Annotated in this window: 10 protein-coding genes; 9 read left to right on the forward strand and 1 reads right to left on the reverse strand. The window is 73.8% G+C overall.

Going from position 1 to position 13,645, the window contains the following annotated elements:
• The 8 genes from ACWDYF_RS03540 to ACWDYF_RS03575 form a co-directional block, all read left to right on the forward strand.
• On the forward strand, positions 1 to 1,592 hold a 1,592-nt coding region (locus ACWDYF_RS03540; RefSeq protein ID WP_451584259.1), incomplete at its 5' end, for an ADP-ribosyltransferase.
• Positions 1,593 to 1,655: 63 nt separating this feature from the next.
• On the forward strand, positions 1,656 to 2,057 hold the full coding sequence (locus tag ACWDYF_RS03545; protein WP_389470106.1) for a hypothetical protein: 402 nt from the start codon (positions 1,656 to 1,658) through the stop codon (positions 2,055 to 2,057).
• A gap of 270 nt (positions 2,058 to 2,327) precedes the next feature.
• Positions 2,328 to 2,771, forward strand: a complete 444-nt coding sequence (locus ACWDYF_RS03550) for an HD domain-containing protein (RefSeq protein WP_037874364.1) — start codon at positions 2,328 to 2,330, stop codon at positions 2,769 to 2,771.
• Positions 2,772 to 2,880: 109 nt separating this feature from the next.
• Positions 2,881 to 3,195 (forward strand): hypothetical protein, encoded by a 315-nt coding sequence (locus ACWDYF_RS03555; RefSeq protein ID WP_389470104.1) that lies wholly within the window; start codon positions 2,881 to 2,883, stop codon positions 3,193 to 3,195.
• Positions 3,196 to 3,270: 75 nt separating this feature from the next.
• The gene (eccD, locus tag ACWDYF_RS03560; RefSeq protein WP_018570832.1) at positions 3,271 to 4,626 is read left to right on the forward strand and encodes a type VII secretion integral membrane protein EccD; all 1,356 of its coding nucleotides are present in this window, start codon (positions 3,271 to 3,273) and stop codon (positions 4,624 to 4,626) included.
• 70 nt (positions 4,627 to 4,696) lie between these two features.
• Entirely contained in the window at positions 4,697 to 6,139 is a 1,443-nt protein-coding gene (locus ACWDYF_RS03565) for a MinD/ParA family ATP-binding protein (RefSeq protein ID WP_389470101.1), read from the forward strand.
• A gap of 43 nt (positions 6,140 to 6,182) precedes the next feature.
• The gene (eccCa, locus tag ACWDYF_RS03570; RefSeq protein ID WP_389470099.1) at positions 6,183 to 10,160 is read left to right on the forward strand and encodes a type VII secretion protein EccCa; all 3,978 of its coding nucleotides are present in this window, start codon (positions 6,183 to 6,185) and stop codon (positions 10,158 to 10,160) included.
• 7 nt (positions 10,161 to 10,167) lie between these two features.
• Positions 10,168 to 11,598, forward strand: a complete 1,431-nt coding sequence (locus tag ACWDYF_RS03575) for a DUF6177 family protein (protein WP_389470096.1) — start codon at positions 10,168 to 10,170, stop codon at positions 11,596 to 11,598.
• A gap of 22 nt (positions 11,599 to 11,620) precedes the next feature.
• Here the strand turns inward: ACWDYF_RS03575 and ACWDYF_RS03580 are convergent, their stop codons facing one another.
• Entirely contained in the window at positions 11,621 to 12,934 is a 1,314-nt protein-coding gene (locus ACWDYF_RS03580) for an acyltransferase family protein (protein ID WP_389470093.1), read from the reverse strand.
• A gap of 462 nt (positions 12,935 to 13,396) precedes the next feature.
• Between ACWDYF_RS03580 and ACWDYF_RS03585 the strand changes: the two genes are divergently transcribed.
• Positions 13,397 to 13,591, forward strand: coding sequence for a hypothetical protein (locus ACWDYF_RS03585; protein WP_037854478.1), 195 nt, complete (start codon positions 13,397 to 13,399; stop codon positions 13,589 to 13,591).
• Positions 13,592 to 13,645: the final 54 nt, after the last annotated feature.

The following is a 13,645-nucleotide window of genomic DNA, read 5'->3' on the forward strand; positions in this document are numbered from 1 at the left end:
GTGCGGTGACTTTCAATGTGCTGACCACGGTGTTCACGGGTGGTGCGGGGGGTGCGGCGTCGGGTGCGGGCAAGGCCGGCGCGGTCGCGAAGGCGCTGTCGGTGGCGGGCAAGGCGGGCAGGGTCATCGACCCGATGACGTATGTCGCCAAGGGTGCGGGCGCGGGCCTGTCGAAGATCGGGGACATCACCAAGGCCCTGAAGGGCATCGGCAAGATCGACATGCCGACGCTGCCGGACGGCTCGGTCCATCTGCCCGACGGACAGCTGCTGGATCCGCACGGCAACATCACGGCCGCCAACGGCATCCCCGAGACCACACCGGTCCCGCACGAGACCGTCCCGAACGCCCCGAAGGTCCCCGGCCTTCCCGACAGCTGGACGATCCACGGACAGCAGCCCGTCCACACGGGCGTACACACCGGCGCGGACGGCGTGTCCCACACGACCGACCCGGCCGCGCACTACGGCCACACGCCGTCACCGTCGCCGTACGACCACACGGTCCCGCCGTCCGCGTACGACCACACGCCGCCGCCGTCGTCCTACGACCACGCCCCGGCCTCGTACGACCACACCCCGACGCACACGCCGACCCACGACGTCCCGACGCACACGCCGACGCACGACGTCCCCGGCAGCGGCGGGCACGGCCACACCTCGGACGCGCCGAACGGCCACGGCCAGGGGCATGGCCACGACGACACGGGACACACCGAGCACGGCGGCGGTGACCACACCGACCACCACGGCGGCGGCCACCACACGGACGGCCACGCCGACGACGCCTCGCACGTGGGCGACCACGTGGACCTCGACCACCCGGTCCTCGACGCCACCGCGCACCACGGCGCCGACGCCCCGGCGACCCCGGTCCACGACCACCCGGACGTGCCGGGCCACGGCACCGGGGAACCGTTCGAGTACAAGCCGCAGATGTCCGACCGGGACTTCGACGCCCTGGACGACGCCGAGAAGCACGCGGTCGCCGAGGCCGAGCTGTCCCGGGGCACGAACACCGCGCCCAGCGCCAGCAACAAGGCGGGACTGGAGTACGGCAACGCGTACTGGAACAAGTTCCTGGACGACCTGACCCCCGAGTCCCGTGAGGCGCTGCGGACGTACAGCGGCAACGAGTACGACCTGATCAACGGCCATCTGCGGTTCGGCGCCCCGGTGGACGACGCGCTCAAGCACACCATCGCCGAGATGGACGAGGTCATGGACACCCGCCCGGTGCCCGAGGACATCATGATCGTCCGCGGTACCGGGGTCGACCATGTGAAGGTCGGCGGGCGCGCGATCGACTCACCGCTCGACATGCTGGGCGGTACGTTCGACGACAAGGCGTTCACCTCGACGGCGCTCGGCAAGACACCGCCGCCCCCGTTCGACATGAAGCCCGTGTGGATGCACCTCCGCGTGGCGAAGGGCACTCCGGCGCTCTGGATCGACCATCTCTCCAAGTACCCCGGCGAGCGCGAACTGCTGCTCGCCCGGGGGTCCGAGTACAAGGTGACGCGTGTCTTCTTCGACGAGGCGCAGGGCAAGTGGCACATCTACGGCGAGGTCCTCCCGAGGGCGAAGCCGTAGCTGTGGCCGCAGCCGGCCCCGGCCGCGTTGAGGATCAGGCAGAGCCGAGCGAAAGTGGACTTCATGAGCAGCGAACGACCGATCAACCCGCGCTTCGACCAGGACGTGCACTTCGACCTGGTCGAGCCCGGACCCGCGCGGTACCAGACCTGGACCGACAAGCCGGTGCGGTACCTCACGGTGGTCGACAAGCAGGGCGGTGCGCCCCTCGGATACGTGTGGGCGAGCGACGAGGACGACGCGGCCGCGTGGGTGCCGTGCGCGGCCGCGGGCGGCCGTGCCCTCGCCGAGGGCGGCCACTGGCACGCCCGGCTCCAGGACTCCAAGGGGCAGGGCGTACCGCCCTCGCAGGCGCTGGCGGACATGTTCGCCCACCCGGAGGGCAACCGCGGCCGGGTCCGGCCGGGCCCCCTGGCCGACGCCCCGGACTCCGACGCGGTCAAGGCCCTCGCCAAGGGCGACTGAGTCCGGGCCCGCGGCGGGGCGAGCGGTCCCGCGCGGGGGCGTCCGCCCTGGCCGCGGGCCCGGTCCGCCGGATGCCGTGGCGGTCTCGCCGGGTACGTGGCACGCTGCCCGTCAGGGCACGGGGGAAGGGGCCGCGGGGCTCCACCCCGGGTGTACGGGCGGCCCGTCCATGCCATATGTTGCGGAAGCGAAGTAGGGGGATCCGCGATGCCGCAGGAAAGGCCGCCCCGGACGGGGCGGGCGCAGGCGCCGGTGCGCGCCGGGGCGGAGATGAGCCCGGCCGAGGTCGAGGCCGTCGCCCGTGCCGCGCACGCCGGGCAGACGGACAAGGCCGGACGGCCGTACGCCGAGCACCTGTCGGCGGTCGCCGAGGGCGTCCGCGCCCGCGGCGGAGGCGACGACCTGGTCGCCGCCGCCTGGCTGCACGACGCCCTGGAGGACGGCGCGCTCAGCGAGGAGTGGCTCGACGCGGCCCCGCTGCCCGCCCGTACCAAGGACGCCGTACGGGCCGTGACCAAGCGGCCGGGCGAGGAGCCGGAGGCGTACGCGCGCCGGATCCTGGCCGTGCCCGGCGCCCGTCTGGTCAAGGCGGCCGACCTCGCGCACAACGCCGACCCGCGGCGCCTGGCCGCACTGGACGAGCCCACCGCACGGCGGCTCGCGCACAAGTACGCCACGATGCGCGGCCACCTCGGACTCGGCCCGGACGACTGACGAACGCGCGCACGACGGGCACCGGCACGGGCGACGGACACGGGCACCGGCACGGGCGCGGAGCCACGAGACACGGTCACAGCAAACAGCTACTGCACAGGACGACGGGATGGCACGGGACTACGACAGCCAGCTGCTCGAGTCGGTGGCGGTGCGCCGGCGCCGGATGCGCGACGCACTGCTGTTCGGCGCGCAGCGCGGACGGCGCACGGTCGACGAACGGCTCGGCAAGGTCTTCGCGGGCATCGCCATCGCCGCCGTCCTGTGCGCGGGCTGCGTCGGCTGGTCGTTCCTCCAGGCGACCCTGGCCAAGCAGAAGGCCGACCAGAAGAAGCAGCAGCAACAGCAGGAGCAGATGTACAACCCGTCGGGTACGCCGGCCCCTTCGGCGACCAGCGGTACCAAGGCTACGGAGAAGCCGTGAAGACGATGTGCGTGGTCACCATGGTCACGTCACGCGGACCCGTGACGGAGAAGACGCGATGATAGGTTCCGGTGAGTGGTGAGCACAGCAACGACGTCCCGGACCCAGCTGAGCCGGGTCACCCTGGTCGGTGAACGCCGACGCGCCGACATCGTCCTGCCGTCGGACACCCCGATCGGCCAACTGCTCCCCGACATCCTGCGGCTGCTCGACGACCGGGCCTCCACCCGCCCGGCCACCCGGCAGCTGATCACCTCCGACGGCTCGGTCCTGCCGCACGACGCGACCCTGTCCTCGGCCGGGATCCCCGACGGTGCCGTCCTCCAGCTCGTGCGCGCCCACGCCGCGCCGCCGGCCCCGGTCGTGCACGACGTCACCGACCAGGTCGCCGACGACCTCGACCTGCGCGCCTGGCGCTGGCGCCCGGCCGCGCGCCGGGCCAGCGCCGGGGTCGCCACGGTCGGCTTCACGGTGGCCGCGGGTGTGCTCGCCCGGCGCGAGTTCGCGCTGGAGAGCGTCACCACCGCCCTCGCGGCCGTCACCGTGGTCTGCCTGGTCGCCGGTGCCCTGGTGGCCCGGATCGGCCAGGGCAACCGGGGGCTCGCCACCGCGCTGCTGCTCGCCACCGGCGGACTCGGGCTGCTCACCGCCTGGACCGCCGCCGACGCCTACGGCTGGTCCGGGACCGCCCGGCTGGCCGGTGTCGTCGCGGCCCTGGTGGTCACCCTCGTCCTCCTCGCGTACTTCTCGCCCCTGGGCCGAGGCGGACTCGTCGGCGCCGGTGCGGCGGCCGCGATCGCCGTCGTGTGGGAGGCCGTCGCCGCGCTCCAGGACCGGCCGGACCGGCTCGGCGCGGTGATGGCGGTCTTCTCCGTCGTGCTGCTCGGCCTGCTGCCCCGCCTCGCGCTGATGGCGTCCGGGCTCACCGGACTGGACGACCGGCGCTCCTCGGGCGTGTCGGTCAGCCGCCACCAGGTCGCCAACGCGCTCGCCGCCACCCACCGCGGACTCGCCCTGGCCACGGTGGTCACCGCGGTCTCGGCCGCGGCCGGCGGCTGGCTGCTGACCACCGCCCACGAGCCGACCGTGTGGACGGTGGCGCTGGCCGCGCTGACGGCCGTCGTCCTGCTGTCGCGGGCGCGGGCCTTCCCGCTGGTCGCGGAGGTCGTGGCGCTGCTCGCGGCGGCGGCCGTGCTCGTCGTGCGGCTGGCGGTGCTGTGGCTGCACCACGCGGGCGGCGCGGGCGCGCTGGTGCTGCTCGGCGCGGCCGGGCTGCTGCCGCTGCTCGTCCTCGCGGTGGAGCCGCCCGAGCACGTACGGGTGCGGCTGCGCCGGTTCGCCGACCTGATCGAGTCCCTCGGTGTGATCGGGCTCTTCCCGCTCGCCGTCGGGGTGTTCGGCATCTACGGGCAACTGCTCGACAAGTTCTGAGACTCACGGACCACTCACGGACGACGCGCCGGCGCTCCGGGCGGGACGACGAGGCGGGGAAGAAGGCGACATGCCCAACGGGGACAACTGGCAGAACGACGTGCTGCGCGACTTGAGGAACACCGCGCCCCGGCGCGGCCCGCAGGAGGAGACCGCGGCGCCGCGACCGGCGGGGCCGGAGGGGCAGCAGCCCCCGGCTCCGGGCCCGGCCGCACCGGCGTACGGCTATCCGCACCCGAACCCGAACCCGAACCCGCACCCGAACCCGCAGACGGAGGCGGCCCAGGCCCCCGCTCCGGCGTACGGCTACCCGCACACCCAGCCCCCCGCCGGGCCGCAGGACCAGGCCGCCCCCTACCCGGCCCAGCCCCAGGCCCCCTTCCCCGGGGAGGCCCAGGCCCCGGCCCCCTTCCCGGCACAGGCGCAGGCCCAGCCCCAGGCACCGCAGCCGTACCAGCACCCGCAGGCCCAGCCCCAGCAGCCGTACCAGCCGCAGCAGCCCGCCGCGCCCCAGCAGTCCGCCGCACCCCACCAGCCCGCCGCCGCCCGCCCGGCCGCCGCCCAGTACCCCGGCTCCCCGCAGCGCGGCGCCACCCCCGACTCGCGTCCCGTGGTCGACAAGCGGCTGGCCGCCACCGGGGGCAAGCCGCGCCGCGGCGAGCCGTTCGCGGCGCGGGCGCTGCGCGCGGTGCGCCGTACCGTGTCCTCCTCGGCCGCGCGCGAGGTCGCCGAGACCACCGCCGTCGCCGAGGTGCTCCAGCAGGCCGTCACCACCGGCCGGCAGATCGCCGTGACCTCCATCCGCGGCGGTTCCGGCAAGACCACCGTCGCCGCGCTGCTCTCCACCACCTACGCGCACTACCGGCAGGACCCGGTGCTGGTCGTGGAGGCCGACCCGGCGCTCGGCTCGCTGCCGCTGCGCCTGGGCGCCGAGAGCCTGCGCTGGACCACCGGCGACCTCGCCGGACTGGTCGAACCGCAGATGTCCCTGCTGGACGTCACCGGCTACCTGGTCCAGCTCCCCGACAACGCCTGGCTGCTGCCCGGCAGCCAGGGCCAGGTCGGCGCGATGCTCGACACCCGCGGCTACGAGCGCGTCATGGTGTCGCTGCGCCGCTACTTCGGCGTGACCGTCGTGGACTGCGAGACGCTGCCCGCCGAGGTCGCCCGCACCGCGCTGTCCGCCGCCCAGGCCCGGGTGCTCACCGTGCCCGCCACCCTGGAGGGCCTGGCCAGCACGCACGCCGTCCTGGAGTGGATGCGCGGCCTGCCCCGGTCCGTCACCACCTCCACCGTCGTCCTGCTCACCGAGACCGTGCCGCACACCGGGCTCGACCTGGACAAGGCGGCCGGGCAGCTGAAGGAGACCGGGGCGAGCGTGCGCGTCCTGCCCTACGACCGGCATCTGGCGGCCGGCGGCGCGATCCGCACCGACCTGCTCGCCCGCGCCACCCGGCAGGCCGCCACCGAACTGGCCGCCGAGGTCTTCCGGCTGTCCCAGACACGCCGCTGAACCCCGTAGCCGAAGGGCACTTGAGGACGACGAGGCACCCACGATGAGCACCCGACTGATCCACCGGCCCGCCCGGACCACCCGGCCCGCGGCGGCCCCCGAACCGCGCACCATAGAGGCGCCGCCCAACCTGCCCGAGGGCAAGGCCGGTTCCATCGCGACCTCGCTGCTGCCGGTGGCCGGTGTGATGTCGTCCGTCGTGATGATGACGGTCGTGCGCAACAGCCAGTTCGCCGGTCTGGGCGCGATCATCCTCGTCGTCACCCTGGCCGGTTCGATGACGCTGGTCTTCTCCCAGCGCGGCAAGGCCCAGCGCACCCGCCGCACCCAGCGCGAGGCGTACCTCGCCTATCTGGAGGACCTGCGCGAGGAACTGTCCGGGGAGGAACGCGAGCGGCGCGAACGCGCCCAGGTGCTCAACCCGCCGCCGGACGCCCTCTACGACATCGTGCGCGACCCGGCCCGGCTGTGGGAGCGGCGCCGCGTGGACGGGGACTTCCTGCGGGTGCGGGTCGGCACCGGCGAGATGCCCGTACGGGACCTGAAGGTGGCCCAGCAGGGCTCCTCCGTGCTCACCCCGCCCGACCAGTTCATGCTGAACGAGGCGTCCGCGCTGATGTCCCGCTTCAGCAGCGGCACCGAGCTGCCCCTCACCGTCCCGCTCGACCGGGTCGGCAACATCAGCGTCATCGGCCCCCGCGAGGACACCCTGCGGGTGGCCCGCGCCCTGATGGTGCAGACCGCCGCCACCCACGCCCCCGACGACGTCGCCATGGCGCTGGCCGCCCCCGGCGACCGGATCGGCGACTGGGAATGGGCCAAGTGGCTGCCGCATCTGCTCGACCCCGAGCAGTTCGACGGGCCCGTCGCCGCCCGCCGTATCGCGCCCTCGCTGCCCCAGCTCGCCCGGCAGACCGGCGCCGAGCTGCGCCGTCGCGCCTCCTTCGCCGCCGAGGTGCGGCGCGGACTGTCCGGCCCGGACGCCCTGGCCATGACCTCCCGGCTCCTCGTGGTCGCCGACGGACACGGCGCCGACGCCGTCGAACTGCCGCGCCCCGACGACGCGGTGGGCCTGCGCGAGATGGGCGTCACCGTGCTGCACCTGCTCGACGAACGCGTCCAGGAGCCCGGCAGCGTCGGCGTGCGCATCACCGTCGACGGCGACCGCATCCTCATCGAGGACCTGCGCGAGGCCGAACCGGTCAGCGCCCACGGCACCGTCGACGAGGTCGGCGTGCCCTTCGCCGAGGGCCTGGCCCGGATGCTCGCCCCGCTGAGGCTGTCCGCCGAGTCCATGGTCGACGCGCCGCTGACCGGGCCCGTCGACTTCGCCGAACTCCTCGGCATCGACGACGTCGCCCGCCTCGACCTGGACCGGCTGTGGGCGCCGCGCGGCGAACGCGCCTTCCTGCGCGTCCCGATCGGCGTCAGCGACGCCCACGAGCCGGTCCTGCTCGACCTCAAGGAGTCCTCCGAGCTGGGCATGGGCCCGCACGGCCTGTGCGTCGGCGCCACCGGCTCCGGCAAGTCCGAACTGCTGCGCACCCTGGTGCTCGCCCTGGTCGCCACCCACCCGCCGGACGACCTCGCGCTCGTCCTCGTCGACTACAAGGGCGGCGCGACCTTCGCACCCTTCGCCGACCTCCCGCACGTCGCCGGAGTCATCACCAACCTGGAGAACCAGGCCGGTCTCGTCGAACGCGTCCACGCCTCCCTCGCCGGTGAGGTCAAGCGCCGCCAGCAGGTCCTCAAGGACGCCGGGAACGTCGCCGACATCGGGCACTACGCCGCCCTGCGCGCCGAGAAGCGCCCCGACCTCGAACCGCTGCCGCACCTGTTCGTCGTCATCGACGAGTTCGGCGAACTCCTCACCGCCAAGCCCGACTTCATCGACCTGTTCCTGTCCATCGGCCGGATCGGCCGGTCCATCGGTGTGCACCTGCTGCTGTCCAGCCAGCGCATCGAGGGCGGCAAGCTCAAGGGCCTGGACACCTATCTGTCCTACCGGCTCGGCCTGCGCACCTTCTCCGCCGACGAGTCCCGTACGGTCCTGGACACCACCGACGCCTTCCACCTGCCCCCGCTGCCCGGCTTCGGCTACCTCAAGGTCGACACCAGCCACTACGAGCGGTTCAAGGCGAGCTATGTGTCCGGCGCCTACCGCGGCCCGGTGGAGCGCGAGACCGAGGACACCGGGCCGCTGGCCCTGGAGTACGCGGCGTACAACACCCTCGGCCAGGACGAGTCCGCCGGGGCCGAGGAACCGCAGATGCGGCGCCGCGAGACCGGACCCACCGAGATGGGCGTCCTGGTCCAGCAGATCGAGGACGCCGGGGCCCGCACCGTACGCCGGATCTGGCTGCCCCCGCTGCCCGACGCCGTCGCCCTCGACCAGGTCGCCGGACCCGTCGAGGTGGGCGCGCGCGGCATGCAGCTCGCCGGGCGGCGCGGGCCGCTCCGGGTGCCGCTCGGCCTCCTGGACGACCCGGCCAAGCAGTGGCAGGGCCAGTGGTACCTGGACCTCACCGTCGCGGGCGGCCACGCCGCCGTCATCGGCGGCCCCCAGTCCGGCAAGACCACCCTGCTGCGCACCCTCGCCCTGTCCCTGGCGCTCACCCACACCCCGCAGGAGGTCGGCGTCTACGGCCTCGACCTGGTCGGCGGCGGCCTCCAGGCGCTCGCCGGACTGCCGCACGTCGGCGGTGTCGCCGGCCGCGCCGACCGCGAGCGCGCCGCCCGCACCATCGACTCGGTGCGCGGCATGCTCGACCAGCGCGAGGAACTGTTCCGCGTCCACAACATCGACTCCCTGGAGCAACTGCGCACCCTGCGCGCGGCGGGGCGGCTGCCCGAGCTGGCCTCCACCGAGATCGTGCTGCTCATCGACGGCTTCGGCGCCCTGCGCGACGACTTCGAGGACCTGGACGACGCGGTCGTCGACATCCTCAAGCGCGGCAGCGGCTACGGCATCCACGTGGTCGCGGGCATGCTGCGCTGGAACGACGTGCGGATCGCCACCCAGTCCCAGTTCGGCACCCGCGTCGAACTGCGGCTGAACGACCCCACCGAGTCCAGCGTCGACCGCAAGCTCGCCGAGACCCTCTCCCCGGAGGAGAAGGGCCGCGTCCTCACCGACGGCAAGCTCTTCGCGCAGGTCGCGCTGCCCCGCACCGACGCCCTCGGTGACACCGCCGAACTCGGCGCCGTCCTGGAGCGCACGGCCCGTACCGTCCGCGCCACCTGGACCGGCGAGGTCGCCCAGCCCGTCCGGGTGCTGCCGCACCTGCTGGAACCGCACCTGCTGCCCGGCCCCGCCGCCGAGCCGCGCCGGGTGCCCATCGGCCTGGACCAGACGAAGCTGGCGCCCGTCCCGCTGGACCTGTTCGCGCACGACCAGCACCTGATGATCATGGGTGACAGCGAGTGCGGCAAGACCAACCTGCTCAAGGTCGTCGTCGAGGGCCTGATCGAACGCCACGGCGACGACGAGCTGGTCTTCGGCGTCTTCGACCCGCGGCGCGGACTGCGCGGCGCCGTCCCCGAGGAGTACCGCGGCGGCTACGCCTACAACGCCAAGCTGGCCGGTGCGCTGGCCCAGGGCATCGCGGGCGAACTGGACAAGCGGCTGCCCGACGAGAGCGCCGACCCCGCCGACCTGGAACCCGGCAGCTGGGGCTCGGGCCCGCGCATCGTGATCCTCGTCGACGACTACGACGTCCTGACCACCGCGGGACAGCAGCCGCTCGCCCCCTTCGTGCCGTACATCCCCTCCGCCGTCGACATCGGCCTGCACTTCGTCCTCACCCGCCGGGTCGCGGGCGCCTCGCGCGGCCTGTACGAACCGCTGCTCCAGGGGCTGCGCGAGTCCGGCTCCACGGCGCTGGTGATGTCCGGCGACCGCAGCGAGGGCCAGCTCTTCCCCGGCGTGTACGCGAGCCAGCAGCCGCCCGGCCGCGGCGTGCTGGTGCGCAGGGGCGAGCCGAACCGGCTGATCCAGACCGTCTACGCCGGGAACAGGTGAACCAGCCATGACCAAGGACGTCGTCACCCTCACCCAGAAGATGCCCGATCCGCTGAGCGTGATCGCGGGCCTGCTCTCCGGCGGCCCCGACAAGCTGGTCGGGGCCGAGGACGGGGGCGCCGTGGTGCGCCTCTGCGACGAGCAGGGCCGCCCCCTCGTCACCGTGGAGGCGCCGCTGCTCGTCCAGGTCAGGGGCGAGGCGCAGCGGCTGCTCGGCGCGAGTGAGCCCGAGGTGCCGTACTGGTGGACCGAGGCCCGCGCCACCACCGGCGTCAAGGAGGGCGAGGAGCTGGCCGGGACCTTCGCGGCCCGGCTCGCCACCCTCGTCGGCGGCACCGCCTGGCCGCCCCAGGCCGCCCGCTCGCTGGCCGTGGTGAAGACCGACGGGGTGAGCGCCGTCCCGGTGCCCGCCGCGGCCCAGCCCGCCGTGGACGTCCTCACCGACAAGGTCGCCGTGGTCATCCAGGACCGGCCGGTGGTCGCCCTGTCCGCCTGGCTCGCCGACGCCTTCCGCGCGGCGGCCGAGGCCCAGCTCGGCCTCCAGATCGTCACCCCGGCCGGCACCCGGCTCTCCCCGGCGGTCCGCACTGCCCTGCCCGGCTGGCCCTCGCGCTGGGTCGTCCAGGACGAGCGGGACGGCTACTACGACGGCCTGTCCGGCGCCGTACTGGAGTGGAACAACGGCCTGTTCGTGACCGTCGAGTCCCCGCAGGCCACCCCCGAGGACCCGCGCACGCCCCTAGCCGCCGCCTTCACCCGGGACACCGCCGACACCGGCGAACGCCAGCTCGCCGTCTCCTACCGGGCGATCCATCCCGCCGACGACCGGCTCGTCCTCGGCGGCGCCCTGGAGGCCGTCTGGCGCGAGATCACAGGCGAGCCGCCGGCCGGCTGGGGCACCGAGGAACCCGCCAACCTGCCGTGGTCGCTGCGCCAGTTCACCGACGTCGCCCACGAACGGGCCCCCGCGCCGACCTGGTTCGTCGTCGTCGGCAGCCCCGAACGCCCCGCCCTCGCCACGGTCCGGGTCAGCCGCACCAAGGGCGGCGTCGAGGAGGACGTCACCCTGGCGTTCGGCTTCGGCCCCGGCGAGGAGATCCCCCACGAGGCGGTGCCGCGCGCCGCCGAGGTCCTCGCCACCCGGCACGACCTCCAGTCCATGCTGGTGCAGATCCGCAGGGCCCGCCGCGACCTGTCGGTGCCCCCGCGCTTCGAGGGCCCGGGAGTCCCGTACGCCTTCGTCCTGGGCGCCGAGGAGGTACGGGCCATGCCCGGCGACCGCGCCCGCAACACCCCGCTCGACCGGCGCCCGCGCGAACTGGGCCCGCGCACCCGTCCGGCGCTGTACTACCCCTTCCCCGGCGACCCGTCCGACCTGTCGGGCTGGCAGCACTTCGAGCGGCTGATGCGGCACCTGAAGGGCGAGCCGCCGGCCTGACACCGGGCGCGGGGCGGCCGGCTCAGCGGACCAGCGCGGCGCCGCGCCCGGCGGCACGGGCGGCACGGGCGGCACGGGCGGTGCCGGTGGGCCCGCTGTCGCTGTCGCTGTCGCTGCCGTTGTCACTGCCGCTGCCGCCCGGCCGCCCGCTGCCCCGGCCGTCCGCCGTCCCGGCCCCGCTACCGCTCCCGGTCCCGGCTCCGCTCCCGGCTCCGGTCCCTGCGGCGTCCCGGCGGAAGGCCCAGTCCATCCGCGGCTCCACGACACACCGGAAGACGCCGCGCACCGGCCGGGTGCACAGCAGCGTGACCCCGCCCGCCGCCACCACGGTGACCACGAGCGCGCCGAGCGGCCGGTGCAGCCACGCCGTCTCGAACCAGCCCGCGTACAGCACGCCCTTGATCACGAAACCGTGCAGCAGATAGCCGTACAGCGTGCCCGTGCCGAGGGCGGTGCACCACATCCGGCGCCCCGGCACCAGCGCCAGGAAGCAGCCGGTCAGCAGCACCGACCCGGCGAACAGCAGCAGCACCATCACCGGTCCGGCCCACCACGGCGCGCCCAGGTCCTGCGCGGCGCCGTTGCGGTAGACCCAGGCGGTGTTCAGGTCCGGCACGGTCCACCAGCCGGCCAGGAGCGCCACCGCGAACACCGGGACCGCCACCAGCCGTGCCGCACGGCGGCGCACCAGCCGGAAGTGCTCGGGCCGCAGGCAGAGCCCCAGCACGAAGCAGGGCAGGAACTGGAGCACGCGCGGCAGGTCGAGCGAGCCGCCCATGGCCGGTGACACCGACGCCAGCATCGCGATCCCGAGGGCCACCGCCAGGGGGTGGCGCACCAGTTTCCACACCGGCGCCGTCACCCGCCAGATGAACAGCGCGCACAGGAACCAGGTCAGGTACCACGGTTCGAGAAGGCTGATCGCGTGGTCGCCGGAACGCCCGACGAAGACCCGGAAGAGTGAATACGCCGTCTCGAAGACGACGTAGGGCACGACGACCCCGGTGATCAGCCGTTTCAGCCGGCTCGGCCGCAGATCGAAATCGCGGGAGAAGAAGCCGGAAATGATGACGAACGCCGGCATGTGGAAGGTGTACACGACGTTGTACGCGCCTTCGAGGAACCGGTTGCCGCTCATGACCGGCGCCCAGGAATGTCCCAACGCCACCAGCACGATGGCCAGATACTTCGCATTGTCGAAGAACGGATCGCGCTGCTTTCCGGACCGCCCGGCACCGTCACCGGGTCTGTGCGGCACCGGAGCGGCGGCGTCCGGTGCCTGTGCCGGGGGGAGGGGTGTTCTGTTCTGGCCGGGGGAGGAGGCAGCGTGGAACATCTCAGGCACCTTAGCGTCGACCGTGCGCGATTCGCGGAACCTCCGTCGGCGATCCCGGCTCTGCGCGGCGGCTGCCCCGGATTCGGCCGGGAATTCCCGTCCTGAGGGGTGTCGCCCACCACATGACGGCAGGGGCGTGAGCCCTCGATGTCGGGATTGTTCAGGGCGAGTTGACGCGCGGCCCACCGCCCGGCGACAACAATTCGAATTACCGGCGAACGAAATGTGCAGACATCGAAACGGAAACCTCCGCTGTCGCGGCGGCCGCACCGCCGGTCACCGCCCCGCGGCCCCACGGAGCCCGGCCCGCACCGCCGTCCCGGGTGCCGCGCGTGTCACAGACCCGGCCGATGATGCGTCAGGCACGGCATAGGCGGCCCGTGTTGGTGGCACGATGGTTCCAGCGGGGGCGTGGGACAGGCACCCGGCGGGAGAGCGGACCGATCGAAGGTGTGATCAGTTGTGGCCATTTCACTGTCAGTGGTGCTGCTGTTGGCGATCATCCTGGTGGTGCTGCTCCGGGGCGGCTCCATCAAGGCCGGCCCCGCCATCGTCGCCGTGCTCTTCGGCTTCTTCCTGGCCTCCACCGGCATGGCCCCGTCGATCAACCGCTTCATGAACTCGATAGCGGACACGATCAACTCGATCAACTTCTGAGCCGGCGGCCGACCGGTCCCACGGGGCCGGTCCCCGCCCGCGCCCACCGCACCC

The sequence above is a fragment of the Streptomyces sp. NPDC003284 genome (genome assembly GCF_053589675.1).

Excerpts from the sequence above, each read along its gene's own strand:
- ACWDYF_RS03565 (WP_389470101.1), top strand. The coding sequence starts at position 4,697 with ATGCCCAACGGGGACAACTGGCAGAACGACGTGCTGCGCGACTTGAGG.
- ACWDYF_RS03550 (WP_037874364.1), top strand. The coding sequence starts at position 2,328 with ATGAGCCCGGCCGAGGTCGAGGCCGTCGCCCGTGCCGCGCACGCCGGG.
- eccCa (WP_389470099.1), top strand. The coding sequence starts at position 6,183 with ATGAGCACCCGACTGATCCACCGGCCCGCCCGGACCACCCGGCCCGCG.
- ACWDYF_RS03580 (WP_389470093.1), bottom strand. The coding sequence starts at position 12,934 with ATGTTCCACGCTGCCTCCTCCCCCGGCCAGAACAGAACACCCCTCCCC.
- ACWDYF_RS03555 (WP_389470104.1), top strand. The coding sequence starts at position 2,881 with ATGGCACGGGACTACGACAGCCAGCTGCTCGAGTCGGTGGCGGTGCGC.
- ACWDYF_RS03545 (WP_389470106.1), top strand. The coding sequence starts at position 1,656 with ATGAGCAGCGAACGACCGATCAACCCGCGCTTCGACCAGGACGTGCAC.
- ACWDYF_RS03575 (WP_389470096.1), top strand. The coding sequence starts at position 10,168 with ATGACCAAGGACGTCGTCACCCTCACCCAGAAGATGCCCGATCCGCTG.